The following is a 24,640-nucleotide window of genomic DNA, read 5'->3' as shown; positions in this document are numbered from 1 at the left end:
TCAATGGGTTGACACGTGGAAAAGGAACCTTTATAATTTGCCGAGTGATGAAGGAGGAGTTTTTTACATGTCAAATGACACAGTGGAAAGCCTGTTCTTTAAATCATTGAGGAGTAAACAAATAGCGGTGGGTGTCGTTTCCCTTGCGTTATTTGTTACTATTATGTCACTTGTCCTATTTGAAGGGACAAAAAAATCGGTCACGTTAGACGTGGACGGTAAGGAATTGGAAATTAAAACACATGCACATACAGTGGGTAAACTTCTTTCCGAGCAGGATTTCGAAGTGTCCCAAAATGATTTAGTAACACCCTCAGTGAATACACCGATCGAGCAAGGCTTGTCGATCCGGTGGGAACAGTCAAAGCAAGTTGCGATACAGGTGGATCAGGATATTGAGACGATTTGGACCCGGGAAGATAAGGTAGGAGATGTCCTCGAGGAAGCGGGCATCGAAATTTCCGCACATGATGTCGTTACGCCTGATCTCCATGAGCAGTTTGGGGATGACAACCAGATTACCGTCGAAAAAGCGTTTCAAGTGGCGCTCAATGACGGGGGAGAGAAACGGGACGTATGGTCAACTTCGACTACGGTCGCTGACTTTTTAAAGAGAGAGAACATTCAATTGAATGAAGACGACCGATTGAATAGAAAGGCGGACGGAATGCTGAAGCCCGGTTCTATTGTAGAAGTCGTACGAGTGGAAAAGGTCACCGATGTAGTGGAAGAACCGGCGAGCTTCGCGGTTGAAACACGCAATGACCCCAAATTGTTGAAAGGCCGGGAAAAAGTCATTCAACAAGGGAAAAAAGGCAAGGTTTCGCGTAAGTTCGAAATTGTGAAAGAAAACGGCAAAGTCGTCTCTCGTAAGTTATTGGAAGAAACAACAATTCAGGAACCAAAAAAGAAAATTGTGGCAGTCGGTTCGAAGGTGGCGGTCGCAAGTGCAGCGGTTCCTTCCAAAAGTTCAAGCCGTAAAGCAATATCCCGAAATAACTCGGAACCGGCAGGAGGAAAAGAGTTTTACGTTACGGCGACTGCCTATACTGCTCATTGCAACGGCTGCTCCGGCATTACGCGTACGGGTATCAACTTGCGCGCCAATCCCAATTTGAAACTGATTGCAGTGGATCCATCTGTCATTCCGCTCGGCTCAAAAGTTTGGGTGGAAGGCTATGGCTATGCCGTCGCTGGTGATACCGGCGGTGCTATTAAAGGGAGAAAAATCGACCTTCATGTCCCTTCGAAATCGGAAGCATATAAGTTTGGTAGACGCCAAGTGAAAGTCAAAATCATCGATTGATATCATTTCCATAATCCGCAGGGCAGGAAAGAGGCCCTGCGGTTATTCATGTTGTCTCTAACGGCAAGAAAGAGTCCGGTTTCTGTACAACGTGAGGGGAGCGGAGTAAAATGAGAAGAAATGAATGGAAAAGAGGAACATTGTGAACGTTAAAGAAATCGTTATAGTAGAAGGGAAGTCGGACACGATCGCCGTTCAACGCGCTACCGGGGCTGATACGATTGAGACGAATGGCTCGGCGATTGATGAAAACACCCTTCGGCGAATTCGCCATGCCCAGGAAAAACGGGGAGTCATCGTTTTTACAGATCCCGATTATCCCGGCAGACGAATCCGTGCCATTATTGAAGAACATATTCCCGGCGTCAAGCACGCCTTTTTAAATAAACAACAAACCATCGCAAAAAATGGCAAAGGATTAGGCATCGAGCATGCAGACGACGAGGCAATACGGGAAGCATTGCGGGCCGTTTATACAGTGGATACCCTTCCGGCTGTAATAATCAAGCCTGCAGATCTGATTGCTGCCCGGTTGATCGGCCATCCTGACGCAAAGCGGCGTCGGGACCGTTTAAGCGAAATTCTACAAATTGGGCAAGTGAACGGCAAAGGCCTGAAAAAGAGACTTGAAATGTTCAGAATCGGATATGATAAGTTGGAAGAAGTAATCCGGGTTCTCGACGAGGAGGAACTTATATGAAGAAAGATATCGCCACTCCGGTCAGGACAAAGGAGATTCTGGAGAAACACGGATTTTCATTTAAAAAAAGTTTGGGACAGAATTTCCTCATCGATCCGAATGTGTTGCGTAATATTGTCTCACATGCGAATCTTACAGAAACAACGGGTGTCATTGAAATTGGTCCGGGTATCGGTGCATTGACTGAGCACCTGGCTAGAAGCGCAGGGAAGGTCGTCGCGTTTGAGATTGATGGTCGGCTGCTACCTGTATTGCAAGATACACTCTCGCCTTACGACAATGTCACCATCCTGCATCAGGACATCTTGGATGCGGATCTCGGACAGGTGATGGAAGATCAGTTTTCCGAATATGAGGATGTCGTGGTCGTTGCCAATTTACCCTATTATATAACCACGCCGATTATTATGAAGTTCCTGCTCGAGCGAGTGCCCATATCAGCCATGGTCATCATGATGCAAAAAGAAGTGGCCGATCGGATTACCGCATTGCCCGGAACGAAATCGTACGGCTCGCTTTCCATTGCCATCCAATACTATATGGATGCTGAAGTGGCGATGATTGTACCGAAAACTGTATTTATGCCACAGCCGAATGTGGAATCGGCCGTCCTGAAATTGACTCGAAAAGAGAAGGTCCCTGCTGAAGTGTTGAATGAAGGGTTCTTGTTTGAAGTCTCGAGAGGTTCATTTGCACAGAGACGGAAAACGATCTTTAATAATTTACAGTCGGCTTTGCCGGATGGAAAAGCAAAAAAGGAATTGATCCTGCAAGCGTTCGAACGAATTGGAATAGACCCGGGCCGCCGAGGAGAAACATTGACAATTGAAGAGTTTGCCGCTTTGTCCAATGCACTGTATGAAGACTTTTATATTTCGAAGTCACGGTCTTAAAGAATCGGATAATCTGAAAAATTTTCCTTGAAATACAAGAAAATGATTGACAAGAGTATTGCCCGATTGATAAAATGTTTGTTTTAATTGACAGAAATATTTAAATGTGGTATGCTTATACTCAGTGAGGTGTAAGCGACATGCCAAAAACATTAGCGGATATCAAGAAGTCATTGGATTCCCATCTTGGGAAACGTTTGCATTTGAAAGCAAACGGGGGCCGAAAGAAGACGATTGAACGGGCGGGGATACTGCGTGAAACGTATCGTGCTGTCTTCGTAGTCGAACTGGACCAGGACGAAAACGCGTTTGAACGGGTATCTTACAGCTACGCGGACATTTTGACCGAAGCGGTGGAAATCACGATTCTCGATGGCTCGGATTCCACAGCATTTAGCGTCAAATAATTACAGCATTCATGATGTAAATCATTTTTAATCAATTACGCGCCTCCGCGTAATTGCGTCCGGGTTTTGAATTGCGTTTGCGCAATTAGTTCCTTTCAAAATCCGTGACATCCGCCGGAGGCTTTCACTGAATTTAGTGAAAAAGAACACCTATGTAATTTCCGCGTTGTGCGGAATAATTTACATAGGTGTTTTTTTAATTTTATCTCCATACTACCATTGTCAGCCGAAAAGGAGGAAAACCGAATGGCGAGAAGAAGATCTGTAATGTCTGAGCAACTGAAGGAAGAAATTGCGAAGGAACTTGGATTTTACGATGTTGTTCAGCGAGAAGGTTGGGGTGGCATCAAGGCGCGCGATGCCGGTAACATGGTAAAACGTGCAATTGAAATGGCGGAAAGAGGCGTGGCACAAGGCAACCGACCGCAGTAAGCTCCCTGGATCCAAATAGAGGCTGACAGATAAAGCGCTGCACTTCGGGCAATCCGCCCGGGTGCAGCCTTTTTCGTTGGGGGAGGATTGGGCCGTCACGAGGTGCATTCCGTGTGGCGCTGATATCTCCGGTGGACCGCTTATAAAACTCGTGTGGCGCTGATATCTCCGGTGGACCGCTTATAAAACTCGTGTGGCGCTGATATATCCGTAGGACCGCTTATAAAACTCGTGCCGCGCTGATATCTCCGGTGGACCGCCCATAAAACCCGCGCCGCGCCCATATTTCCGGAGGGCCGCTCATAACTCTCGCGCCGCGCTCATATTTCCGTAGAACCGCCGATAACTCTCGCGCCGCGCTCATATTTCCATAGGACCGCTCATAAGTCCAGCTCCCCGCTTGTCTCGAACCACGGTCCGCCAGCCAATACGAACGCTACCTCGAAGACCTCTCCAAACCACATACTTGTACATAGTCTACTGTCAGCTACCGGGTTCATGCTTTTTCCTAAAAAACTATCTTTCGTAATGATACGTATTTTGCAACGCATTAATTAGCCCTATGGTAAAATAGGATTAATCAAATTGCTGAAGTGGAGGAGAGCGGGATGATATATGAAAAGGCGCCTGCGAAGATTAATTTGACGCTCGATGTCCTCTATAAAAGGCCGGACGGTTTTCATGAGGTGGAGATGGTAATGACCACCGTCGATCTCGCTGATCGGGTCTGGCTCCGTCCGTCAGATGATGGGAGGATCGTGATCAAATCATCCGAGCGGTTTGTGCCGAGTGATCGGAAAAATTTGGCTTACCAAGCGGCCGATCTATTGCGGCGCGAATACGGGATCCAGGACGGGGTTGAAATTACTCTTGAAAAGAGCATCCCTGTGGCTGCGGGATTAGCGGGAGGCAGTTCGGATGCTGCTGCCACGTTGCGGGGCTTGAACCGACTTTGGAAATTAGGCGCCACCTCGGAAGAGCTTGCCCGGCTAGGATCAAAAATCGGTTCGGATGTTTCCTTTTGCGTCTACGGGGGAACCGCTTTGGCGACAGGTCGAGGCGAAGTGATCGAAAATTTGCCAGTTCCCCCAAGGTGCTGGGTTATCTTGGCGAAGCCTGCCATTTCCGTGTCAACTGGAGATATTTATGGGAATCTTGATACATCTTCCATTATCCATCCGGATACCAAAGGGATGATAACGGCGTTAGCAAACAATGATTATGAAAAAATGTGCCAATCCGTCGGCAATGTGCTTGAACCGGTCACCATGAATCTATATCCGCAAGTGGCCGGATTGAAAGAGCATATGATAAAGTTTGGCGCGGACGCGGTGTTGATGAGTGGCAGCGGGCCTACCGTATTTGGATTGGTCAAGCAAGAATCCAGGGTATCCCGCATTTATAACGGACTCAAGGGGTTCTGTTCGGAAGTCTATGCGGTCCGGATGGTCGGCTCCCGTCATATTCTTGATTAAACCCGTACATTTGTGATAATGTACGATTAAAATATTCGGAATCTAGGAGATGGTTTGATGAAGTGGAAAAGGAGCGAACGGCTCGTGGATATGACGCGTCATCTGCTGGAACATCCACATGAACTCATTCCACTCACTTTTTTCTCGGAGCGTTATCAAGCAGCCAAATCATCAATTAGTGAGGATTTGACCATTGTGAAAGAAACGTTCGAGGAAAAAGGGGTTGGCAAGCTGGTGACGGTTTCCGGAGCGGCAGGGGGCGTGAAGTTCATTCCCCAAACTTCGGAAGATGGCGTTCGCGATTTAATTAACGACTTGATCGAAAAATTGGGACAGTCCGATCGACTGTTGCCGGGCGGCTATTTATTCATGACCGATCTTCTAGGAAATCCGCGAATTATCGACCGGATCGGTAAGGTGTTCGCTTCCGCTTTTGCGGACACGGAAATCGATGCGATTATGACGGTCGCCACGAAAGGCATTCCGATTGCCCATGCGATTGCCAGGCATTTGAACGTTCCGGTCGTCGTTGTTCGTCGTGACAGCAAAGTTACGGAGGGCTCGACGGTCAGCATTAACTACGTGTCCGGTTCGACCCGCCGTATCCAGACGATGGTCTTGTCGAAAAGAAGTATGCAGAGTGGACAAAAGGTCTTGATTACGGATGACTTCATGAAAGCGGGCGGCACTATGATCGGCATGAAAAACTTGCTGGAAGAGTTTGGATGCGAATTGGCAGGAATCGCGGTCCTGGTCGAGGCGGACTATCCCGAGGAGATCTTAATAGATGATTACTTATCCCTCATCAAGCTGCAAGCGGTAAATGAAAGGGAGAGAACCATCGAATTGGCAGAAGGAAATTATTTCACGAGAGGTGGAAATTGAATGAACTACGTAGCGACAGAACATGCACCGAAAGCAATTGGACCGTATGCACAAGCGGTCCAAGTAAATGGCTTTATCTATACATCAGGACAAATTCCATTAAAGCCGGACGGAGATCTGGTGGAAGGTACAATCGAGGAGCAGACAAACCAAGTATTCGCTAACTTAAAAGCCGTGTTGGAAGAGGCAGGCTCATCTCTGGAACAAGTGGTGAAAGCGACTGTTTTCATTAAAGACATGGACGAGTTCGCGGCTTTGAATGAAGTGTATGCCAAACATTTCGGTACCCACACACCGGCGCGTTCGACGGTCGAAGTGGCACGTTTGCCGAAAGATGTAAAAGTGGAAATTGAAGTCATTGCAGTAGTAGAGAAATAATGGGGAAGCAGGGAGAGGGAGTGAAAATCCCTCTCCTTTTCAAATAAAGGGATTTTCCATTTCATTACATAAATATGAACTACATCACCCGGTTCCTCCGCCCTATCCAACTATTGGAATTATTTTATTTTTAAAAAAGGAAAACGGTTACTTTTGTGGAATATAGAGGTCAAGCGCTGTTTAGACAAAAGGAGTGGTGATGGAATGGAAGTGACTGATGTAAGATTGCGGAAGGTGGAGACTGACGGAAGGATGCGGGCTATCGCGTCGATCACATTAGATGACGAGTTCGTCGTACATGATATCCGAGTGATTGATGGGAATGAAGGCTTATTTGTCGCAATGCCAAGCAAAAGGACGCCGGATGGTGAATTCCGCGACGTCGCGCATCCGATTAATTCGGAAGCCCGTACGAAGGTGCAGGATGCCGTATTGGCCGCCTACCATTTATCTGCAGAAGAGGAAGTGCTCGAAGGAGCCGGCGTTTGAAAAAGACTGAATAGTTAGCTGACTGCCTTTGAAAAAGGGCAGTTTTTTAGGATGTGGATCAAAAGCCCTGGATGCCATGATGGCCTTTCCGGGCTTTCCCTTTTTAGACATATGGCAGGAATCAATTGCCGGAGCGGAATATTGAATTGATTTCCCCCTCACTCACTTAACCAACTTCTAGTCTAAGAGAAAAGATATAATATAGTAAAAGATTAGAAAGGGCTTGTCAAGGGGGACTGGTTGAAAAAAAGGCTTTTTTCCGCTATAGTCAATAATGAAAACATTCAGGGGGATGAATCTACATCTCTTATTGTTGGAGGCTAGTACATGAATAATACATATGCCATTGTCCTCGCTGCGGGGCAAGGTACACGGATGAAGTCCGCTTTATATAAAGTACTCCATCCCGTCTGCGGAAAGCCGATGGTCGAACATGTGATTGATCATATTCGGGGATTCGGTGCCGAGCGGATCGTGACGATCGTTGGTCATGGAGCAGAAGCGGTGGAAGAACGACTTGGGAATAAAAGCGAATATGCGCTTCAAGCAGAACAGTTGGGGACTGCTCATGCTGTCCAGCAGGCGGAGAGCCTACTTGGCAACTTGGTAGGAACCACACTTGTCGTTTGTGGGGATACACCACTGATTCGCTCTGAGACGATGGAAGCGCTGATTGCCCATCATAATGAGTCCGGCGCCAAAGCGACCATACTGACAGCCCATGCAGATGACCCGACCGGCTATGGCCGGATAATCCGTGGGGAGAACGGCCAAGTATTGGGAAATGTAGAGCAGAAGGATGCGACGCCAGAGCAGCAGCGCATTACAGAGATCAATACTGGCACGTATTGCTTCGATAATAAAGCATTGTTTGAAACGTTGAAAAAAGTGAAGAATGACAATGCACAAGGTGAATATTATTTGCCGGATGTCGTCGGCATTCTGCAATCGGAAGGTGCTTTGGTGTCCGCCTACGTCACAGACGATTTCAGCGAGACACTTGGCGTAAATGACCGAGTCGTCTTGGCAGAGGCGGAAAAGGTCATGCGCCGTCGAATTGCGGAGACCCATATGCGGCAAGGTGTGACCATTATCGATCCGGAGAATGTCTATATTAGTGCGGACGCCGAGATCGGACGGGACACAGTGCTCCAGCCTGGAACGATGATTGAAGGAAAGACGGTTATTGGAGAAGACTGCATCATCGGACCGAATAGCCAAATTGTGGATAGTCAAATTGGGAACGGGACAACCATTAACTCTTCCGTCGTGAGAGAAAGTAAAGTCGGTTCCTCTACGTCTGTCGGCCCGTTTGCCCATATCCGTCCAGATTCCAATCTTGGCGATCAAGTGAAAATCGGAAACTTTGTGGAAGTGAAGAAAGCAGCTTTCGGAAATGGCAGCAAAGCTTCCCATTTGAGCTATATCGGCGATGCCGAGGTCGGTACGAATGTCAATATCGGCTGCGGTACCATCACGGTAAATTATGACGGCAAGAACAAGCATGTCACTACCATTGAAAATGATGCATTTGTTGGTTGCAACTCCAATTTGATTGCTCCGGTGACGGTTGGTAAAGGCTCTTATGTCGCAGCAGGTTCCACGATTACTGAAAATGTGCCAGAAAGTTCACTTGCAATTGGACGTGCACGCCAGGAAAATAAAGAGGGATATGCAACAAAATTAAATCAAACTCAAACAGGGGGCCCCCATAATGCCTAATCATTATCCGAACGATAAATTGAAGATATTCTCTTTGAATGCGAATGAACCGTTGGCAAGAGAGGTTGCTGAGGAAATTGGACGCCCACTTGGCAAAAGCTCAGTCAAACGGTTTAGTGACGGCGAAGTCCAAATTAACATCGAAGAAAGTATCCGAGGCTGCGACGTGTTCGTCATCCAGCCGACGTCGAACCCTGTCAATGAAAACTTGATGGAACTCCTGATCATGGTAGATGCGTTGAAACGTGCGTCTGCCCGCACGATCAATGTCGTCATGCCTTACTATGGGTATGCACGCCAAGACCGAAAAGCACGTCCACGTGAACCGATTACAGCGAAATTGGTTGCCGATCTACTTGAAACAGCAGGTGCCGACCGTGCGATTGCCATTGATTTGCATGCACCGCAAATTCAAGGTTTCTTCGACATGCCAATCGACCACCTTGTCGCAGAACCGATCCTGACGGAATATTTCCGGGAAAAAGGATTGAAAGGGGACGAGCTCGTCATCGTTTCACCGGATCATGGCGGGGTAACGCGTGCGCGAAAAATGGCGGATCGTCTAAAGTCACCAATCGCCATCATCGACAAGCGACGTCCACGGCCAAACGTTGCCGAAGTCATGAGCATCGTCGGGAATGTCGAAGGGAAAACAGCTATTTTGATTGATGATATAATCGATACAGCTGGTACAATTACGATCGCGGCGAGCGCTTTAATCGAAAATGGGGCAAAAGAAGTGTATGCTTGTTGTACGCACCCTGTTTTGTCAGGCCCTGCCATCGAGCGCATCAATAATTCACAAATCAAAGAATTGGTTATTACTAATTCCATTGAACTTCCGGAATCGAAAGAATCTCCGAAGATCGTCAAACTATCCATCGCCAAGCTTCTGGGCGACGCGATTGTACGTGTGTTTGAAGAGAAATCCGTCAGCACGTTATTCGAGTAATCGTAAGGGTATTTGATTGATAGCAGTTTAGTTTCATGTCGTCTGTCATTGGGTATTTATGAGTTAAGGTAAACTTTTTCAGGAAAGGTGACTAAACAATGAGTACAACAATTCAGTCCGAAATGAGAGAATCAGCGAAACAATCAACACTTACACAATTAAGAAATGATGGCTATGTGCCATCGGTTGTTTATGGTTATAAAATTGAGTCCACACCAATTGCGGTGAAAGAACGCGACCTTTTAACTACGCTGCGTGATGCGGGACGAAACGGCGTCTTTAAGTTAAATGTGAATGGACAGGACCTCAATGTCATCCTGAACGACTATCAAGCAGATGCCTTAAAAGGCGATATTCGCCATGCCGACTTCTTGGCCATCAATATGACCGAGGAACTCGAAGTCGAAGTGACCGTCAACTTGACAGGTGAGTCGAAAGGGGAAAAGGAGGGAGGCGTTCTACAACAGCCTAACCGTGAAATCACCATCCGGGTGAAGCCTTCCGATATCCCAGAGACTTTCGATATCGACATTACTGATTTAGAGATCGGTGACACGATCACAGTCGCGGATCTTCGCGATAAGTCCAAATTTGAAATCTTAAATGAGGACAATCACGCACTCGTGCTCATATCAGCTCCACGGACAGAAGAAGAACTGGAAGCACTTGATGGTGAAGCGGCAGCAACGGATGCCGAGCCGGAAGTGATTGGAGAAGAAAACGAAGCGTAATGGATGCGTCGGCGCACGGATTTCCGTGCGCTTGTTTTCTGTTTGGATTGCCTTGGTCCGGCAATTGGAAATGAACCGAAAGTGCAACGGCTGGTAGAGAAGTATGCAATTGCGCCGAGGCGTAATTGATTGAATGGAAAAGGAAGAGGAAACCATGAAAATGATAATCGGCCTCGGCAATCCGGGTAAGCAATATGAAAAGACCCGCCATAATATTGGCTTCCATGTCATTGATGAATTGGCAAATCGGTGGGGCTCTCCTATAATGCAAACGAAATTTAATGGCATGTATGCCATCATCCATCGGCCCGAAGGAAAAGTGATGCTTGTTAAACCATTGACCTATATGAATTTGTCCGGAGAGTGCGTCCGCCCATTAATGGATTATTATGACGTCACACCAGAGGAGATCGTGGTTATTTATGATGATCTCGATTTGCCTGCGGGAACGATCCGGCTTCGGCAAAAAGGAAGCGCGGGTGGGCATAACGGGATGAAGTCCTTGATTGCCCATTTGGGGACTGATACGTTCAACCGGATACGGGTGGGAATTGATCGGCCGGCGTCCGGCATGAAGGTTGCAGATTATGTGCTATCGTCGTTTGGCAAGGAAGAACAGCCCATCATGGCGGAAGTGGCGAAAAAGAGTGCATCCGCCTGCGAGGCATGGCTAGGTAAACCGTTTCTGGAAGTGATGAATCAGTTTAACGGTGCGTAAGGAATAATATCTGTTGATTTCGCCTATACTTTTGGAAAAAGGGGCGATATCATATAATGGGAATCCGTTATACTTGCCGTCACTGTGAAAGTGAAATTGGCACCATCCCGTTTGATTCTGTCAAAGAGACTGTTCGTTATCTCCAAAAGTGGGATGAGAGTGAAGAAGAGCGGTTTCTTGTTTATGAAAAGAATGGAGATTTGACGGTTCGCTGCATTTGTGAGCATTGTGAGCAATCGCTCCGTAACTTTCCGGATTACTATTCACTTCAGAAATGGCTTCAATAAGAAGTGTGCTTTGGCGCTTCACGGCGTGCAAAGCTTTTTCTGTTTTTTTCTGATTTGATTGCTGTTGGAATTGTTAATCTATAATGGTGGTTATACATGCGAACTACTACATTACACATCTTACGTATTCCAGAAATGTCTTCCGGACTGGATTTCCACTTCGATGGACGTTTTCCGAGGACTACCGGGAAGCTTTTTCTTGGCTCTGCCGGTGCGATACAGAGCTGACATATTTGGAGGCGAAAGCCGTTTTTCGTACCTATGCTTTCGCTTCAATCCGGCATGGATCAAATCCAGTTTTAGTTCATTTTATATAGTAAAGAAAGGACCGGTCGTAATGGAAGCGCTCATAGATTTATTATTGCAAGAGAAAGAGATTCATAACCTGGTGGAAGAGTTGGAGATGAAAAAGGATCGCCAATTGATTGCTGGGCTATCCGGTGGTGCCAAAGCGGTGTTCTATAAAGTGCTCCAACAATCGTTCCCACGTCCTCTTCTCATTGTGTCTCCAAATTTATTGCAGGCGCAGCGCACGTATGAGGACTTGGTGAAAATGGTTGGTGATTCCTTTGTGCATTTGTATCCGGCAGAGGAATTGATCGCCGCGGATTTTTCCATCTCGAGCTATGAATTGCGCTCTCAACGGATTGACACGCTAGACCATATGGCTCGCGTGGGTAAAGGCATTTATATTACTCCGATTGCAGGGATGAAGAAACTTGTACCGACGAAAGAACGCTGGCTGCGGAATTCCTTACAGACAAAGGTAGGGGATTCAATTGAGATGGATGAATGGCTTCCTCGACTCGTTTCCATGGGGTATGTAAGACAGCCCATGGTGACGACGCCGGGTGAATTTGCGTTGCGTGGCGGCATCTTGGACCTCTATCCGCTAAACCGGGAAGAACCGGTCCGCATTGAGCTGTTTGACACGGACGTCGACTCCATCCGTACATTTTCGGCGGAAGATCAACGATCCACCGGGAAACTTGATGCGATTACCATTTTGCCGGCGATCGAATTTGTTTGGTCCAATTCCGACAGGTTTCTTATTGCAGAAAATGTAGAAGCGGCTCTCGCCGCCAGTTTGAAAAAAATGAAAAACGAAGAGGCGAAAGAGCGACTCACCCGCAATATGATGAACGATATCAGCTTATTGAGGGAAGGTTCTTTTCCGGAGAATATGTTGAAATACGCATCGTTTGCAAATGATGCGCTTTCTTTCCTCGGGAGTTATTTTCCGTCAGACGGTCTCGTCCTGTTTGATGAAATTGGACGGATCGCCGAGGTGGCAAGCTCGTTGGAGGCAGAAGAAAAAGAATGGGTCACGGCTCTCTTGGAAGATGGGAAAATCGTCCATGACACGAAAATCTCGTATACATTCGAGGAAATGAATGGAATGCTGGCGCAGCAGCGTATGTATCTATCTCTATTCGTCCGATCGATTCCGGGAATCACAGTGAAAAAGACTGTGAACTTCTCATGTAAGCCGATGCAGCAGTTTCACGGTCAGATGAATTTATTGGCTGCTGAAATGGAACGTTGGCAGCAAGGCAAGTTCCATATATTCGTTGTGGCGGATGGCAAGGAACGGATGAAGAAAGTGCAAGGGATTTTGCAAGATTATGAGATGGAGTCGATTGTCTCGGATGCGACTTCCGAAGCCGGAACCGTTACTATCATGAACGGTGATTTATCGGCAGGATTCGAGCTCCCTTTCCAACGTATTGCCGTGCTGACGGATTCCGAATTATTCAAAGGTAAACCGAAGCGGAAAGCCCGGCCACAAAAAATGACGAATGCAGAACGCATTAAAAGTTATTCTGAAATTCAACCGGGTGACTATATCGTTCACGTCCACCACGGAATCGGAAAGTATATCGGCATTGAAAAACTGAGCTCGGGCGGCGTGGATAAAGATTTCCTTCTTATTCATTTCCGAGGCGATGACAAAGTCTATGTGCCGACAGATAAAATTGATTTGATCCAGAAATATATTGCGTCGGGCGAAAAAGAGCCGAAGCTGCATAAACTAGGCGGAAGTGAATGGAAAAAGACCAAATCGAAAGTTTCCGCAGCCGTCCAGGATATCGCAGACGATTTGATCAAGCTTTATGCAAAACGGGAAGCTGAAAAAGGGCATGCTTTCTCGCCCGATGATGATTTACAGAGATCTTTTGAGAATTCATTCCCTTATGACGAGACGGATGACCAAATCCGTTCTATCTTGGAAATCAAACAGGATATGGAAAAGGAACGCCCGATGGACCGTCTGCTTTGCGGGGATGTCGGATATGGGAAGACGGAAGTTGCTATCCGGGCGGCATTCAAGGCGGTTTCGGATGGAAAGCAAGTCGCTTTCCTAGTTCCGACGACCATTTTGGCGCAACAGCACTATGAAACGATGAAAGAGCGATTTACCGGCTTCCCGGTGGAAGTTGCTTTATTGAACCGTTTCCGGACGAAGAAAGAGCAGACGGAAACAATAAAAGGCTTGAAAGCGGGAACTGTCGATATCGTCGTCGGCACGCATCGTTTGTTATCCAAAGATATTGTTTATCATGACCTTGGGCTTCTGATCGTCGATGAGGAGCAACGATTCGGCGTAACCCATAAAGAGAAGCTGAAACAATTGAAGACAAATGTCGATGTCTTGACGTTGACGGCGACCCCGATTCCCCGAACGCTTCATATGTCGATGCTTGGCGTGCGGGATTTATCTGTTATTGAAACGCCGCCGTCCAATCGTTTTCCTGTACAGACGTATGTCATGGAACATAATTTTGCGTTGGTCCGGGAAGCAATCGAACGGGAAATGGCCCGTGGAGGCCAGGTGTTCTATTTATATAACCGTGTGGAAGATATGACTCGCAAAGTGGATGAAATTCGCCAACTCGTGCCGGAAGCGAGAGTAGCGTTCGCGCATGGCCAGATGGGTGAATCCGCATTAGAATCAATCATATTAAGCTTCTTGGAAGGTGAATATGATGTTTTGGTGACGACGACCATTATCGAGACAGGCATTGACATTCCAAATGTCAATACGCTGATCGTCCATGATGCGGATAAGATGGGGCTCTCCCAGTTGTATCAGCTGCGTGGTCGGGTAGGGCGTTCAAATCGGGTCGCCTATGCCTATTTCCTCTATCAGCGGGACAAAGTGTTAACGGAAGTTGCCGAAAGCCGATTGCAAGCAATCAAGGAATTCACAGAGCTGGGGTCGGGCTTTAAGATTGCGATGCGTGACCTCTCCATCCGTGGTGCGGGAAACCTGCTCGGATCTCAGCAACATGGGTTCATTGATTCGGTCGGATTCGATCTATATTCTCAAATGTTGCAAGAAGCCATCGAGGAGAAACAGACAGGCATTTCCAAAGAAGATGTGCCTGATGTGGAAATTTCACTCCCGGTCAATGCGTATATTCCGGAATCATATATCCGGGATGGTTTCCAGAAGATCCAAATGTATAAGCGAGTGAAAGCGATCGAAAGTGAAGAAGACTATGGGGAACTCGTTGACGAGATGACGGACCGTTTTGGCGATTTGCCATTCGAAGCAGATCTGTTGCTTCGGATCGCCCGAATCAAAGTATGGGCTCGATCAGCCGGTGTGGAATCCATTAAACAACAGCGTACTGTCATCGAAGTCCGCCTATCTCCGGAAGGGACCGCAAAAACAGACGGAGGCAAGTTGGTATCTGAATCCGTTACATTTGGCCGGGCTATCGGCTTCACAATGGAGAACAATCAATTGATCGTAACGATCGATGAGCGCCATGCCGGGAAGAAGCCTGTATTCGATATTTTGGAAGAACTTATGCAGCTTCTTCAAACATCTGTGAATTATGAATCAGTGTGATTCCAAAGAGTCATTATAGAGGGAATCGTTTCATTGGGCTTCCGTGTTCAGGGCCTCTTGCATATTTTGTCCATACTTGACGCATACTAGAACCAGCAATGAAAGCAACGTCTAATTTTGTGGAAAGTGAGGCATCATGCATGAAGGCAACAGGAATCGTCCGCAGAATCGATGACCTGGGAAGGGTTGTCATCCCGAAGGAAATACGGAGAACTCTCCGAATCCGGGAAGGGGATCCGCTTGAAATTTTTACTGACCGAGATGGAGAAGTCATTCTTAAAAAATATTCGCCGATTTCCGAACTCGGGCAGTTTGCAAAAGAATACGCAGAGACTTTATACGAAACGTTGGGGACTCCAACACTCATTAGCGATCGGGACGAAATGATCGCCGTTGCAGGGCTGTCCAAGAAAGATTATTTGAATCGACAGCTCTCGCCGGATGTTGAAGAACTGATAGCCAGCCGTAAAGCCGTGACGGAAAAGCTCGAGAAAACAATCGAGTGGGTCCCTGGCCAAGTGGAGCAAGTGAAATCGTATTGTATCGCTCCGATCGTCGCTGGAGGCGATACGATCGGCGCAGTTTATGTTCTGTCAAAAGTGCATTTCGTCGGTGAAGTCGAACAAAAAGCGGTGGAAACTGCTGCCCATTTTCTGTCCAAGCAAATGGAGCAATAGGAAACAGCCCCTCGTACCAAATAATATGGTCCGCTGGGGCTGTTTTTATTTCGAAGCCTATCTCCGTCATTATGAACTTTTCAACTCTTCCAAGAGGCAACGACCGCGTCCGTAAGGAATACAATAAGGCGTGCCGAATAAAGTATCAGTCGTTACTTGACACTCCATATCAAATACAGCATGAACTAGTTCACAAGTGATGATCGCTTCAGGCCTGCCTTGTGCACATGACACCCCGCCAAGTGTTATAATGACAACATTACGTCAAGAAAGAGGCGCGGTCATGTCATCAGATTGGAATATGAAAACGTTCATGAAAGGCGCTTCGATTTTGGCATTATCGGCTATTATTATCAGGGTGCTAGGTGCGGTGTATCGTGTGCCGTTCCAGAACCTTGTGGGAGATAAAGGCTTTTATATCTATCAGCAGGTGTATCCATTCATCGGCATTTTCATTGTTTGGACGTCGTACGGGTTTGCAGTTGCCGTCTCCAAACTTCTTGCAGGAAGTAAAAGTCCGGCCGAAGAAAAAGCAAGGATGCGGATCGCTTTTTTTTATTTAGCCATATTGTCTTTGTCCTTTTTCATATTGCTAACCGTTTTTGCTCCGTTTTTTGCACAAATGATGGGGGATGCAGATTTGGCTCCCCTTTTACAGGCAGGTGCATATATCGTCCTCATTATGCCGGCACTGGCCGTATTGAAAGGCTCCTTTCAGGCGGAAGGACGGATGGTGCCTGTTGCTGTTTCAGGTGTTGGGGAGCAAGCTCTTCGGGTAGCTATTATTTTAATAGGGACTTGGATAGCATTACGCACGGGGGCGTCCCTTTATGCGACGGGTGAAATCGCAATGTGGGGGGCGGTTGTCGGGCAAGCCGCCGGTGTAGTTATTCTTGCTCTTTATTTTCGGAGGGCGCTCCAAGGTCCGGCAGCGAGAGTCGAAATTTGGCCGATCATTAAAGAATTGACGATTGTCAGTTTTAGTGTCAGTGCCAGCTCTCTCCTTCTCTTGCTATTCCAATTGGTCGATTCCTTCACCGTTTATAATGGCCTGATGGCAAGCGGGATGGCGGAGGAGAGTGCCATGGCATTAAAAGGAGTCTATGATCGAGGTCATCCTCTCGTGCAGATGGGAATCCTGATTGCCATCACCTTGGCCTTGGCGATTGTCCCGCTCATCGCCCATCATGCTTCCAAAAGAGGGGGGAGAGGAGCCGCACCATTCATCCGCTTGACGTTCCGGACCGCATTATTGTTCGGTTGGGCGGCAGCAGCCGGCCTAGCTCTCGTGATGCCCTATGTGAATGAAATGCTTTTTGAGACAAGGAATGGCTCCTTGACATTAACCATCTTTTCTTTTCAAATTTTTTGGCTATCCTTAGTACTTCCGCTGACTGCCGTCCTGCAAGGGGATGGAAAAGTGAAGATTCCGACGTTGCTTCTCGGTGGAGGACTCATCGTCAAAATCATCGCCAATCAATTGCTCGTGCCAGTATTAGATGTGACAGGGGCCGCCTTGGCGGGAAATATCGGATTGGCGGTTATCGCTCTAGGCCTCCTTTTCTATTTCAAAAAAGTGTGGCCGATCGGTCTGGCTCCCGCCCGTTTTTATGGCTGGACGATAACTGCAACCGTTCTGATGGCTGGGGTTGTTTTTCCATGGATGATCATGGCGGATGGGGTTTTATTTGACCAATTGCCGTCCCGCATCGGTTCCGCATTGATTGCCCTGTCCTCCGTAGTGATAGGGGCTGTCGTTTTTTTAGTGGTTGTTATGAAATCACGTATAATGGCGGAGAAGGATTGGTATTTGCTGCCGTTTGGCAAGAGGTTGGCCGGCGTACAATTACGATTGAATAAAAGCAGAAGGTGAAAAAAATGAACCGTATTATTATCATCGGTCTCGGTGCAGGTGAGTTGGAACAATTATCTGTCGGGACCTACCGGAAAATAAAAGAGGCGGAGACTCTCATCGCCAGGACTGATCAGCATCCCGCCGTCGCGGAACTAAGGGCGGAAGGAGTGGAGCTTGCAAGTTTCGACGAGATTTATGAACGAAATGATACGTTTGAGAACGTCTATGAGGAAATTGTTGCGGAGTTGCTCCGGATGTCTGCAGAAAGTCCGGTGACCTATGTCGTTCCGGGTCACCCGCTTGTGGCGGAACGGACTGTCCAATTGCTGATAGAGAAAGAGATGAGTGGTGAAGCCCACTTGGAAATCGTCGGTGGCAACAGCTTTTTGGATCCTATTTTTGCAGCACTCTGCATTGATCCGATTGAAGGGTTTCAACTGCTAGACGGGACGGATCTGAAGCGGGACGACGTCATTATGAAACAGCATATCCTCATTGGACAAGTGTATGATGAATTTATTGCTTCGGAAGTGAAGCTGGTCTTGATGGAAAAGTATGCGTACGATCATCCCGTAACGATTGTGACGGCTGCGGGTTCGTCCGATGAGCAACTTCGCACTGTACCTCTCTACGAGTTGGACCGGGAAACGTCCATTAATAATTTGACGACAGTGTATGTCCCGCCTGTCTTGGACCGGGAAGAGCGACTGAAGGAGTGGTCGACATTCCGTGAAATCATCGCTGCCTTACGTGCACCGGATGGCTGTCCGTGGGATCGGGAACAGACACATGAAACGCTGAAACGCTATTTGGTCGAAGAAGCCCATGAGTTATTGGAAGCGATCGATCAGGAGGATGATCATGGCATCATCGAGGAATTGGGCGATGTCTTGCTACAAGTATTTCTCCATGCACAAATCGGGGAAGACGATGGATTCTTCGCCATGGAAGACATTCTGGAATCGATCGGGTCCAAGATGATCCGACGCCATCCTCATGTGTTCGGTGAAGTGGATGTGGAGAATTCCGATGAAGTCCTTCAAAACTGGCAGGATATCAAAAAGAGTGAGAAACCGGTGTCGGATTCATTATTGAATGGGCAGGAGCGCTCGGGATCGTCCCTGCTGACCGCATACAATTATCAAAAAGAAGCGGCAAAAGTCGGATTCGATTGGCCGGATATCCAAGGGGCGTTTGATAAGTTTGAAGAGGAATGGGCGGAGTTTCGTCAGGAAGTGGAAGAAGGGACATCGAAGACACAGATCGATGAGTTGGGAGATGTTCTCTTCACGCTAGTCAATCTTGCACGATTTTTAAAAATCTCACCAGAAGAGGCGATGATTCATGCCAATCAAAAATTTCGTTCACGCTTTTCATTTGTCGAACAACAAGTGAAAGAGGGGAGCGGGAAGTTTAGCGACTATTCCTTAGAGGAACTAGAGTCATTTTGGCAACAAGCGAAAGGAAGGGGAACCAAATGAGACTAGATAAATTTTTAAAAGTGTCCCGCCTTATCAAACGGCGGACATTGGCAAAGCAAGTGGCCGATCAGGGCCGGATCACCATAAACGGAAAAGTGGCAAAAGCCTCATCCGTCGTCAAGGCAGGCGATGAAGTGGCGATTCGATTTGGCCAAAAGATCGTTACCGCACAGGTCGAAGTCTTAAAAGACTCCACGAAAAAAGAGGACGCCGCCTCTATGTACACCATTTTGAAAGAAGAAAAGTTGGAAAAGGTGGAACCTGAATTTATTGATGATGAGGATTGATGGATTTCTTGCTCTCTAGTTTAGGAAGCCGGGGTGAAGATGCGGGCGCGTCACGAAATATGAGCGTTACTCCCGCAGTTATGGGCGTTTCCTTGGAATTATGATCGCTTGCGCAGAAATATGATCGGTTCTTCGAAATTGTGGGCGTTTCTCCGGAGTTATAATCGCTTGCGTAGAAATATGAGCGGATGAGCATGCCATGATTCACCGCCGTATCCTCTTTCCCGAGAAATTCCCAGACCCGAGTCCCGGAGCGATTTAGAAGGATAGCCCTCTGTTTGCAATGTACATATTCCTGTCATCTTTTCGAATCAGACGGCATAAGATGGCTGTGAACGTACAAGCAAAGGAGGAAGCATATGCAAATCCAGACGGACAGCCCTACGTATACAATCCCTTCAGGTGACCACGTAGTAACAATGCGAAACAGAAAAAGGATGGACCTGACGTCGGTCAAGGCGATCGACCGGTTCGATCAAGAAGAATTCCTCATTCGGACATCGCAAGGCATGCTGCAAATACGCGGGGAGGAACTGCGCATCGTCCATCTCGATGTCGATAAGGGGCTTCTCACATTGGAAGGGACAGTAGCGACCATCCAATACGATGAAGAAGAATCAGGATCACGGAATTTCCTCCATAAATTATTTGGATGAGTCTCTCCGTCCAGTTTCTTAGCCTTCTGGCGATGATCGGGACAGGTGTAGTTGGCGGAGCGTTGATCGATTTAATTCAAACAGGGACGGCGAATGCTGGAAAACGGTCCATTATCCGAAGAAAGGCGATCTGGTTTGAAACGATCGGTTGGATAGCGGTCGGTTGCGGATCGTTCTATGTTTTGTATCTGGTAAGGGATGGGGCCTGGCGGATGTACGATCCGGTTGCCCAGATTTGTGGATTGCTCTTATATGCGAGTGTATTCCATAAGCCGTTCAGGTTAGTTGGTCGGATTGTGCTATTGGTTGTCATAAAGCCCATTTGGTTTGTTTTGCGTCTTGCTGTCTCCATTATTCGGCAGATCATCCGGTTTGTTCTGAGACTTTCCATCCTTCTCTTCACACCGTTCATACGAGTCTACCAAGCCCTTCATAGAAAACTCTTTAAACCGAAGGGAAACTAATGTATACTTTATGGAATAATAATCGGGTGATGTGAAGAGAGGATGTGCAAGACATGGAAGAACGATCGTCGCGCGCAACAGTGGCATCGATTCAAACCGAATACGTCCGTAATCTCCAGAAAAAGCAGCATCGGAAAGCGGCGTTGAAAGTCCGTTTGTTTCGTAGGCTGGCGGTATTTGGCATCATTTCGGCAATTCTCTTTGGTGGATTGATCCATACCAATCTCCAACAGAAACAGGTCTTGGCTGACAAAGAACAGAAAAAGGCCGAGTTGACCGCTCAATTAAAACAGGTTCAGGCAGAGCAGGATGTATTGAAAAAGCAACTTGTGAAATTGGACGATGATGAGTATATTGCAAAACTGGCAAGAAAAGAATATTTTTTATCCGATCGCAATGAAATCATATTTTCCATCCCGGAAAAAAACCAAAAAAAGGATGAAAATGTGGAAGGAAAAGAGTAGTCTTATTGACACTCTTTTTTTGTTGGCTATAATAAGAGTAGGTATCTTGCACTTTGCAGGTCCCGTCAATACGGTTGCATGGCTTCCAGTGCGAGGCCCGCTTAAAATTTAAGGAGGAGCATTTTTTTTATGTCAATTGAAGTAGGCAGCAAGTTAGAGGGTAAAGTAACAGGAATCACAAACTTCGGAGCATTTGTTGAGCTACCGAACGGTTCGACAGGCTTGGTCCACATTAGTGAAGTAGCGGACAATTATGTCAAGGACATCAATGATCATTTAAAAGTAGGCGACATGGTTGAAGTGAAAGTGATGAATGTCGGAACAGATGGCAAAATCGGGCTGTCTATTCGTAAAGCGCAGCCTGAATCTGAACGCCCACAACGTCCTCAGCGCCCGCATCGTCCTCGTCAAGGCGGTCGGCCAATGAATGATCGTCCAGAAAATTTTGAACAGAAAATGGCAAAGTTCATGAAAGATAGTGAAGAACGCCTCTCGACTCTGAAAAGAGCGACGGAGTCCAAACGTGGTGGACGCGGAGCAAGAAGAGGATAACTTGCTGGCTGTTTCAATTTGGAAAAAAGAGATTGCAATCCCCGCCTCTAATGAGAGGCGCGGGATATTTTTTTGTCATCAACTTATTGTTAGTGGCGACATTTCGCCAGACATGTCACAGAATAGGAGTCGTTTCCGCTTTTATGGCGATTGGTGGCTAATCCTCCGAGCCCGTAATCCAGAGATGGGAGAAAATCGACAAAATCAACTCATGAAAAAAGCAGCTTTTCAGAATAGAAAGCTGCTTTTTTCATCTATCCAATTGGTCTTTCTTTATGGCGGCGGAGGGAGTCGAACCCCCGACCTTACGGGTATGAACCGGACGCTCTAGCCAGCTGAGCTACGCCGCCTTACTTGCAACAATATACATAATACATGGGAACACGGCACGTGTCAACCCGCTTAGGAAAAAAGAAAAACAGCGCCGGAACACGTCGAAACATTTTTTTGGTCACCTGTCACGAACAGACAATTTCTTGACGCCTCTCTATGTATACTTAATAAAAAGTGATCATAGGGGGAATGGGATATGAAAATGATGAGCAATGTGGAACATTCAGCTGGACAGTCCATCCGTATGTATTTTGAAATGATCGGAAAACGAAAAATGTATATCATTCTTTCACTCTTATTTTTACTCGGTTCCTTCTTTTTATCGCAGGCGGTCTTGTTTGATGCGGCCGTTCCGTTTTTCCTTCCGGTTTGGGCATTGGCGAAGGCGCGCTTCCGCCGTCACTTGATCTGGGTATTCATCGGTGGAATGGCAGGGAGCGCCTTCCTCGGTTTTGGACAAGCTGTCCTCCATCTATTGCAACTTATCCTATTCAATGCGGTCATCAAATATTCATTCACACGGAAATCCGTACCTATTACGGTGGCAGGTTGTTTGATTGTCGTCCAAGTCTTGTGGCAATTCATCATGTATGCGGGCCACCCACCGGTCATGGTTCAGCTCGCCATCGGGTATGAAGCGGTGTTGGCCTTATTCATGACATTCTTTCTGTTTATCGCTTTTCCGCCTATCGACCGCCTCTACTTCGAAAGGTGGACGCCTGAGCGTCTGAGTGCCGCCTGCATTATCGGCGCGATGGCGGCCACTGGGATGAGTGGGGTGATGCTGGGACATGTGTCGATTGCGGGTACCCTGATCCATTTGACCATTCTGCTAGCGGCTTTGGCAGGGGGGATTCCATTTTCAACGACGGTTGCGATGATTATTGCTGCAATTATCGGTATAGCAGAATTGTCCTTTACTGGCATGATGGCGGTGTATGGGATGACCGGTTTTCTCGCAGGTGCCCTGAGGCGATTCGGCAAAATGGGGATTGCATCGGCCGGTATTTTCGTATCGGTATTCTTTCTTATGTATGATTTGACACTGCCTTTGGATAGTTCTTATTTTGTATCCATCGGGGTCGCTTCGTTCTTATTTTTATTGATTCCCACTAAAAAAGTAGAGCCGATTCGTAACGCCATGTTTCCTGAACGGCAGGAAGTATCGGAAAAAAGACAGAAATGGCTAGCCGAGCGTCTGGATGAACAGTTGGCCGATTTCCAGCAATTTGCGGAGTTCATGTCTACGTTGGTCAAGGATCGGTTCTCCCAGACCAATGCTTCCGCAGTACAAGCGGTCCCCTCGATATGCCAATCCTGTTTCCGCTATTCGAAGTGTTGGGGCGGGCAGGATGAGGAGATGGCCCATCTGTTTCAGGCATGGGAGTCGACGTATTCTGTGACAAAGAAGGCGGCACGCCATAAAGTGGAAGAGAAAATCAAATATAAATGTATCCGCTTCACTGGACTCATCACGGAGTTGGAGGAGCAGTCTGCCAGCCGCCTATTAAGCGGTCAGCTACAGCATGGCCGAAAAATGTTAGCGCTTCAATTAAGGGATATGAGTGCCCACTTGGAGAAGATGATGAATGAAATCAAAGAAGATATTTCCGTCTATCGGCCGGATGAAGAAGAAATTGCCGGGCTGTTGAAAGAGAGAAATATTGAATATTTCCAGATCGATATATTATCCGGTGAGAGGGGGGCCCGCCGAATTGTCGTCTGCATCCCGGAACGACGATCCGACTTTGAGACGGACACGACCGTGGCGGAGCGGCTAGTATTGCCGGTGTTAGAGGAGTTGTATAATGAACCGTTCCAAGTCGTCAAATCGTCTGTACAGCAACATCCCTTCCCGCACTTGCAGTTGACATTCGGTTCCGCCGTCCGCTTTTCGTTGGAATATGGGATTGTAGCGGCATCCGGAAGTGGTTCATTCCACGCGGGGGATGCCTATGAAGTGTTTCCGATCCATGATGGTTTGACAGCCGTTCTGCTGTCGGACGGAATGGGACAGGATTTAAATGCGTACCGGGAAAGCAGGAAGGTGATCCGTTTAATGCGTGAATGTCTGAATCGGAAGATGAATCCCGAAACGGCCATGCACACGCTACACTATATGATGGCGTTGAATGGGCTGGACGATATGTATGCCACGCTCGACCTTGCTTTGGTTGACTTGCAGGAAGGGCGGCTATGGTCTTGGAAAGCCGGATCGATGAGTACGTATATTAAAAGAGGGGAAGACTTTTTAAGATTAGACAGCAAATCGGTTCCTGTCGGCTTTTTACATTCCTTTTCAGTAGAAGCCAAAAATGAAGAATTGAAATCAGGTGATTTGATTGTCATGATGACGGATGGTTTATTAAATGGAGAGATTGCATTGGAAACACAAGAAAAGGCATTATACAGCGTACTAGAGAAGTACGGGCATTATGATTGCGATAAAATTGCTGATCGGATCATGAATGAAATGGAGCGCAGATTCAGGGCAGTTGGCGATGATCGTACGGTGCTTGTCATGAGAGTGGACCACTCCCTTCCAAAATGGGCCGGATTCAAACCGAATTCCCCGATTATTTCCCGGGAAAAGATGATAGGATAGAGAGAAGAGAAGGAATTGGGGGTGATGGTGCA

24 protein-coding genes and 1 tRNA gene are annotated in these 24,640 nt (G+C 47.2%); 24 read left to right on the top strand and 1 reads right to left on the bottom strand.

Annotated features, from left to right (window positions below; translation table 11 throughout):
• The first annotated feature begins 67 nt into the window (after positions 1-67).
• From AB1K83_RS17205 to AB1K83_RS17095, 23 genes are all read left to right on the top strand, one after another.
• On the top strand, positions 68-1,306 hold the full coding sequence (locus AB1K83_RS17205) for a ubiquitin-like domain-containing protein (RefSeq protein ID WP_413059437.1): 1,239 nt from the start codon (positions 68-70) through the stop codon (positions 1,304-1,306).
• Positions 1,307-1,448: 142 nt separating this feature from the next.
• A complete protein-coding gene (gene rnmV, locus AB1K83_RS17200) occupies positions 1,449-2,006 on the top strand; it encodes a ribonuclease M5 (protein ID WP_413059436.1) in 558 nt (185 codons plus the stop codon).
• Positions 2,003-2,899, top strand: a complete 897-nt coding sequence (gene rsmA / locus AB1K83_RS17195) for a 16S rRNA (adenine(1518)-N(6)/adenine(1519)-N(6))-dimethyltransferase RsmA (RefSeq protein ID WP_413059435.1) — start codon at positions 2,003-2,005, stop codon at positions 2,897-2,899. Before rnmV ends, rsmA begins: the two co-directional genes overlap by 4 nt.
• A 140-nt stretch (positions 2,900-3,039) precedes the next feature.
• Positions 3,040-3,306: a biofilm formation stimulator Veg gene (gene veg / locus AB1K83_RS17190; RefSeq protein WP_413059434.1), complete on the top strand. Its 267-nt coding sequence runs from the start codon at positions 3,040-3,042 to the stop codon at positions 3,304-3,306.
• A gap of 246 nt (positions 3,307-3,552) precedes the next feature.
• A complete protein-coding gene (locus AB1K83_RS17185) occupies positions 3,553-3,738 on the top strand; it encodes a small, acid-soluble spore protein, alpha/beta type (protein ID WP_413059433.1) in 186 nt (61 codons plus the stop codon).
• 608 nt (positions 3,739-4,346) lie between these two features.
• Positions 4,347-5,213, top strand: coding sequence for a 4-(cytidine 5'-diphospho)-2-C-methyl-D-erythritol kinase (gene ispE / locus AB1K83_RS17180; RefSeq protein ID WP_413059432.1), 867 nt, complete (start codon positions 4,347-4,349; stop codon positions 5,211-5,213).
• Between the two features lie 57 nt (positions 5,214-5,270).
• A complete protein-coding gene (gene purR, locus AB1K83_RS17175) occupies positions 5,271-6,098 on the top strand; it encodes a pur operon repressor (protein ID WP_413059431.1) in 828 nt (275 codons plus the stop codon).
• A complete protein-coding gene (locus AB1K83_RS17170) occupies positions 6,099-6,476 on the top strand; it encodes a RidA family protein (protein ID WP_413059430.1) in 378 nt (125 codons plus the stop codon). It begins immediately after the preceding gene.
• 204 nt (positions 6,477-6,680) lie between these two features.
• A complete protein-coding gene (gene spoVG, locus AB1K83_RS17165) occupies positions 6,681-6,965 on the top strand; it encodes a septation regulator SpoVG (RefSeq protein ID WP_340745568.1) in 285 nt (94 codons plus the stop codon).
• A gap of 327 nt (positions 6,966-7,292) precedes the next feature.
• Positions 7,293-8,687 carry a bifunctional UDP-N-acetylglucosamine diphosphorylase/glucosamine-1-phosphate N-acetyltransferase GlmU gene (gene glmU, locus AB1K83_RS17160; protein ID WP_413059429.1) on the top strand — a complete coding sequence of 465 codons (1,395 nt, stop codon included), beginning with the start codon at positions 7,293-7,295 and terminating at the stop codon, positions 8,685-8,687.
• A complete protein-coding gene (locus AB1K83_RS17155) occupies positions 8,680-9,639 on the top strand; it encodes a ribose-phosphate diphosphokinase (protein ID WP_413059428.1) in 960 nt (319 codons plus the stop codon). The genes glmU and AB1K83_RS17155 overlap by 8 nt, the downstream gene beginning before the upstream one ends.
• 98 nt (positions 9,640-9,737) lie before the next feature.
• On the top strand, positions 9,738-10,370 hold the full coding sequence (locus AB1K83_RS17150) for a 50S ribosomal protein L25/general stress protein Ctc (RefSeq protein WP_413059427.1): 633 nt from the start codon (positions 9,738-9,740) through the stop codon (positions 10,368-10,370).
• 154 nt (positions 10,371-10,524) lie between these two features.
• Complete coding sequence (pth, locus tag AB1K83_RS17145; RefSeq protein ID WP_413059426.1) at positions 10,525-11,088, top strand: aminoacyl-tRNA hydrolase; 564 nt, start codon at positions 10,525-10,527, stop codon at positions 11,086-11,088.
• 56 nt (positions 11,089-11,144) lie between these two features.
• Complete coding sequence (locus tag AB1K83_RS17140; protein WP_413059425.1) at positions 11,145-11,375, top strand: anti-sigma-F factor Fin; 231 nt, start codon at positions 11,145-11,147, stop codon at positions 11,373-11,375.
• A gap of 337 nt (positions 11,376-11,712) precedes the next feature.
• The gene (mfd, locus tag AB1K83_RS17135; protein WP_413059424.1) at positions 11,713-15,234 is read left to right on the top strand and encodes a transcription-repair coupling factor; all 3,522 of its coding nucleotides are present in this window, start codon (positions 11,713-11,715) and stop codon (positions 15,232-15,234) included.
• 140 nt (positions 15,235-15,374) lie between these two features.
• Positions 15,375-15,911: a stage V sporulation protein T gene (gene spoVT / locus AB1K83_RS17130; protein WP_413059423.1), complete on the top strand. Its 537-nt coding sequence runs from the start codon at positions 15,375-15,377 to the stop codon at positions 15,909-15,911.
• Between the two features lie 283 nt (positions 15,912-16,194).
• A complete protein-coding gene (locus AB1K83_RS17125; protein ID WP_413059422.1) occupies positions 16,195-17,784 on the top strand; it encodes a putative polysaccharide biosynthesis protein in 1,590 nt (529 codons plus the stop codon).
• Positions 17,785-17,789: 5 nt separating this feature from the next.
• The gene (gene mazG, locus AB1K83_RS17120) at positions 17,790-19,247 is read left to right on the top strand and encodes a nucleoside triphosphate pyrophosphohydrolase (RefSeq protein ID WP_413059421.1); all 1,458 of its coding nucleotides are present in this window, start codon (positions 17,790-17,792) and stop codon (positions 19,245-19,247) included.
• Positions 19,244-19,534 (top strand): RNA-binding S4 domain-containing protein, encoded by a 291-nt coding sequence (locus AB1K83_RS17115; RefSeq protein WP_413059420.1) that lies wholly within the window; start codon positions 19,244-19,246, stop codon positions 19,532-19,534. Before mazG ends, AB1K83_RS17115 begins: the two co-directional genes overlap by 4 nt.
• 359 nt (positions 19,535-19,893) lie before the next feature.
• Positions 19,894-20,190, top strand: a complete 297-nt coding sequence (yabP, locus tag AB1K83_RS17110; RefSeq protein WP_413059419.1) for a sporulation protein YabP — start codon at positions 19,894-19,896, stop codon at positions 20,188-20,190.
• The gene (yabQ, locus tag AB1K83_RS17105; RefSeq protein WP_413059418.1) at positions 20,187-20,654 is read left to right on the top strand and encodes a spore cortex biosynthesis protein YabQ; all 468 of its coding nucleotides are present in this window, start codon (positions 20,187-20,189) and stop codon (positions 20,652-20,654) included. The genes yabP and yabQ overlap by 4 nt, the downstream gene beginning before the upstream one ends.
• 53 nt (positions 20,655-20,707) lie before the next feature.
• Entirely contained in the window at positions 20,708-21,118 is a 411-nt protein-coding gene (locus tag AB1K83_RS17100) for an FtsB family cell division protein (protein ID WP_413059417.1), read from the top strand.
• Between the two features lie 129 nt (positions 21,119-21,247).
• Positions 21,248-21,670, top strand: coding sequence for a S1 domain-containing RNA-binding protein (locus AB1K83_RS17095; protein WP_041072506.1), 423 nt, complete (start codon positions 21,248-21,250; stop codon positions 21,668-21,670).
• A 276-nt stretch (positions 21,671-21,946) separates the two neighbouring features.
• Here the strand turns inward: AB1K83_RS17095 and AB1K83_RS17090 are convergent.
• Positions 21,947-22,020 (bottom strand) — tRNA-Met (locus tag AB1K83_RS17090).
• Positions 22,021-22,199: 179 nt separating this feature from the next.
• On the opposite strand from AB1K83_RS17090, the gene AB1K83_RS17085 reads away from it, so the two are divergent.
• Positions 22,200-24,608: a SpoIIE family protein phosphatase gene (locus AB1K83_RS17085; protein ID WP_413059416.1), complete on the top strand. Its 2,409-nt coding sequence runs from the start codon at positions 22,200-22,202 to the stop codon at positions 24,606-24,608.
• Positions 24,609-24,640: the final 32 nt, after the last annotated feature.

The organism is Sporosarcina sp. 179-K 3D1 HS (assembly GCF_047228905.1).
Lineage (GTDB): Bacteria > Bacillota > Bacilli > Bacillales_A > Planococcaceae > Sporosarcina.
The sequence above is the reverse complement of the archived record's forward strand: the minus strand, read 5'-3'. Positions and strand labels throughout refer to the sequence as shown.

Excerpts from the sequence above, each read along its gene's own strand:
- AB1K83_RS17205 (WP_413059437.1), top strand. The coding sequence starts at position 68 with ATGTCAAATGACACAGTGGAAAGCCTGTTCTTTAAATCATTGAGGAGT.
- rsmA (WP_413059435.1), top strand. The coding sequence starts at position 2,003 with ATGAAGAAAGATATCGCCACTCCGGTCAGGACAAAGGAGATTCTGGAG.
- veg (WP_413059434.1), top strand. The coding sequence starts at position 3,040 with ATGCCAAAAACATTAGCGGATATCAAGAAGTCATTGGATTCCCATCTT.
- AB1K83_RS17185 (WP_413059433.1), top strand. The coding sequence starts at position 3,553 with ATGGCGAGAAGAAGATCTGTAATGTCTGAGCAACTGAAGGAAGAAATT.
- ispE (WP_413059432.1), top strand. The coding sequence starts at position 4,347 with ATGATATATGAAAAGGCGCCTGCGAAGATTAATTTGACGCTCGATGTC.
- purR (WP_413059431.1), top strand. The coding sequence starts at position 5,271 with ATGAAGTGGAAAAGGAGCGAACGGCTCGTGGATATGACGCGTCATCTG.
- AB1K83_RS17170 (WP_413059430.1), top strand. The coding sequence starts at position 6,099 with ATGAACTACGTAGCGACAGAACATGCACCGAAAGCAATTGGACCGTAT.
- spoVG (WP_340745568.1), top strand. The coding sequence starts at position 6,681 with ATGGAAGTGACTGATGTAAGATTGCGGAAGGTGGAGACTGACGGAAGG.
- glmU (WP_413059429.1), top strand. The coding sequence starts at position 7,293 with ATGAATAATACATATGCCATTGTCCTCGCTGCGGGGCAAGGTACACGG.
- AB1K83_RS17155 (WP_413059428.1), top strand. The coding sequence starts at position 8,680 with ATGCCTAATCATTATCCGAACGATAAATTGAAGATATTCTCTTTGAAT.
- AB1K83_RS17150 (WP_413059427.1), top strand. The coding sequence starts at position 9,738 with ATGAGTACAACAATTCAGTCCGAAATGAGAGAATCAGCGAAACAATCA.
- pth (WP_413059426.1), top strand. The coding sequence starts at position 10,525 with ATGAAAATGATAATCGGCCTCGGCAATCCGGGTAAGCAATATGAAAAG.
- AB1K83_RS17140 (WP_413059425.1), top strand. The coding sequence starts at position 11,145 with ATGGGAATCCGTTATACTTGCCGTCACTGTGAAAGTGAAATTGGCACC.
- mfd (WP_413059424.1), top strand. The coding sequence starts at position 11,713 with ATGGAAGCGCTCATAGATTTATTATTGCAAGAGAAAGAGATTCATAAC.
- spoVT (WP_413059423.1), top strand. The coding sequence starts at position 15,375 with ATGAAGGCAACAGGAATCGTCCGCAGAATCGATGACCTGGGAAGGGTT.
- AB1K83_RS17125 (WP_413059422.1), top strand. The coding sequence starts at position 16,195 with ATGTCATCAGATTGGAATATGAAAACGTTCATGAAAGGCGCTTCGATT.
- mazG (WP_413059421.1), top strand. The coding sequence starts at position 17,790 with ATGAACCGTATTATTATCATCGGTCTCGGTGCAGGTGAGTTGGAACAA.
- AB1K83_RS17115 (WP_413059420.1), top strand. The coding sequence starts at position 19,244 with ATGAGACTAGATAAATTTTTAAAAGTGTCCCGCCTTATCAAACGGCGG.
- yabP (WP_413059419.1), top strand. The coding sequence starts at position 19,894 with ATGCAAATCCAGACGGACAGCCCTACGTATACAATCCCTTCAGGTGAC.
- yabQ (WP_413059418.1), top strand. The coding sequence starts at position 20,187 with ATGAGTCTCTCCGTCCAGTTTCTTAGCCTTCTGGCGATGATCGGGACA.
- AB1K83_RS17100 (WP_413059417.1), top strand. The coding sequence starts at position 20,708 with ATGGAAGAACGATCGTCGCGCGCAACAGTGGCATCGATTCAAACCGAA.
- AB1K83_RS17095 (WP_041072506.1), top strand. The coding sequence starts at position 21,248 with ATGTCAATTGAAGTAGGCAGCAAGTTAGAGGGTAAAGTAACAGGAATC.
- AB1K83_RS17085 (WP_413059416.1), top strand. The coding sequence starts at position 22,200 with ATGAAAATGATGAGCAATGTGGAACATTCAGCTGGACAGTCCATCCGT.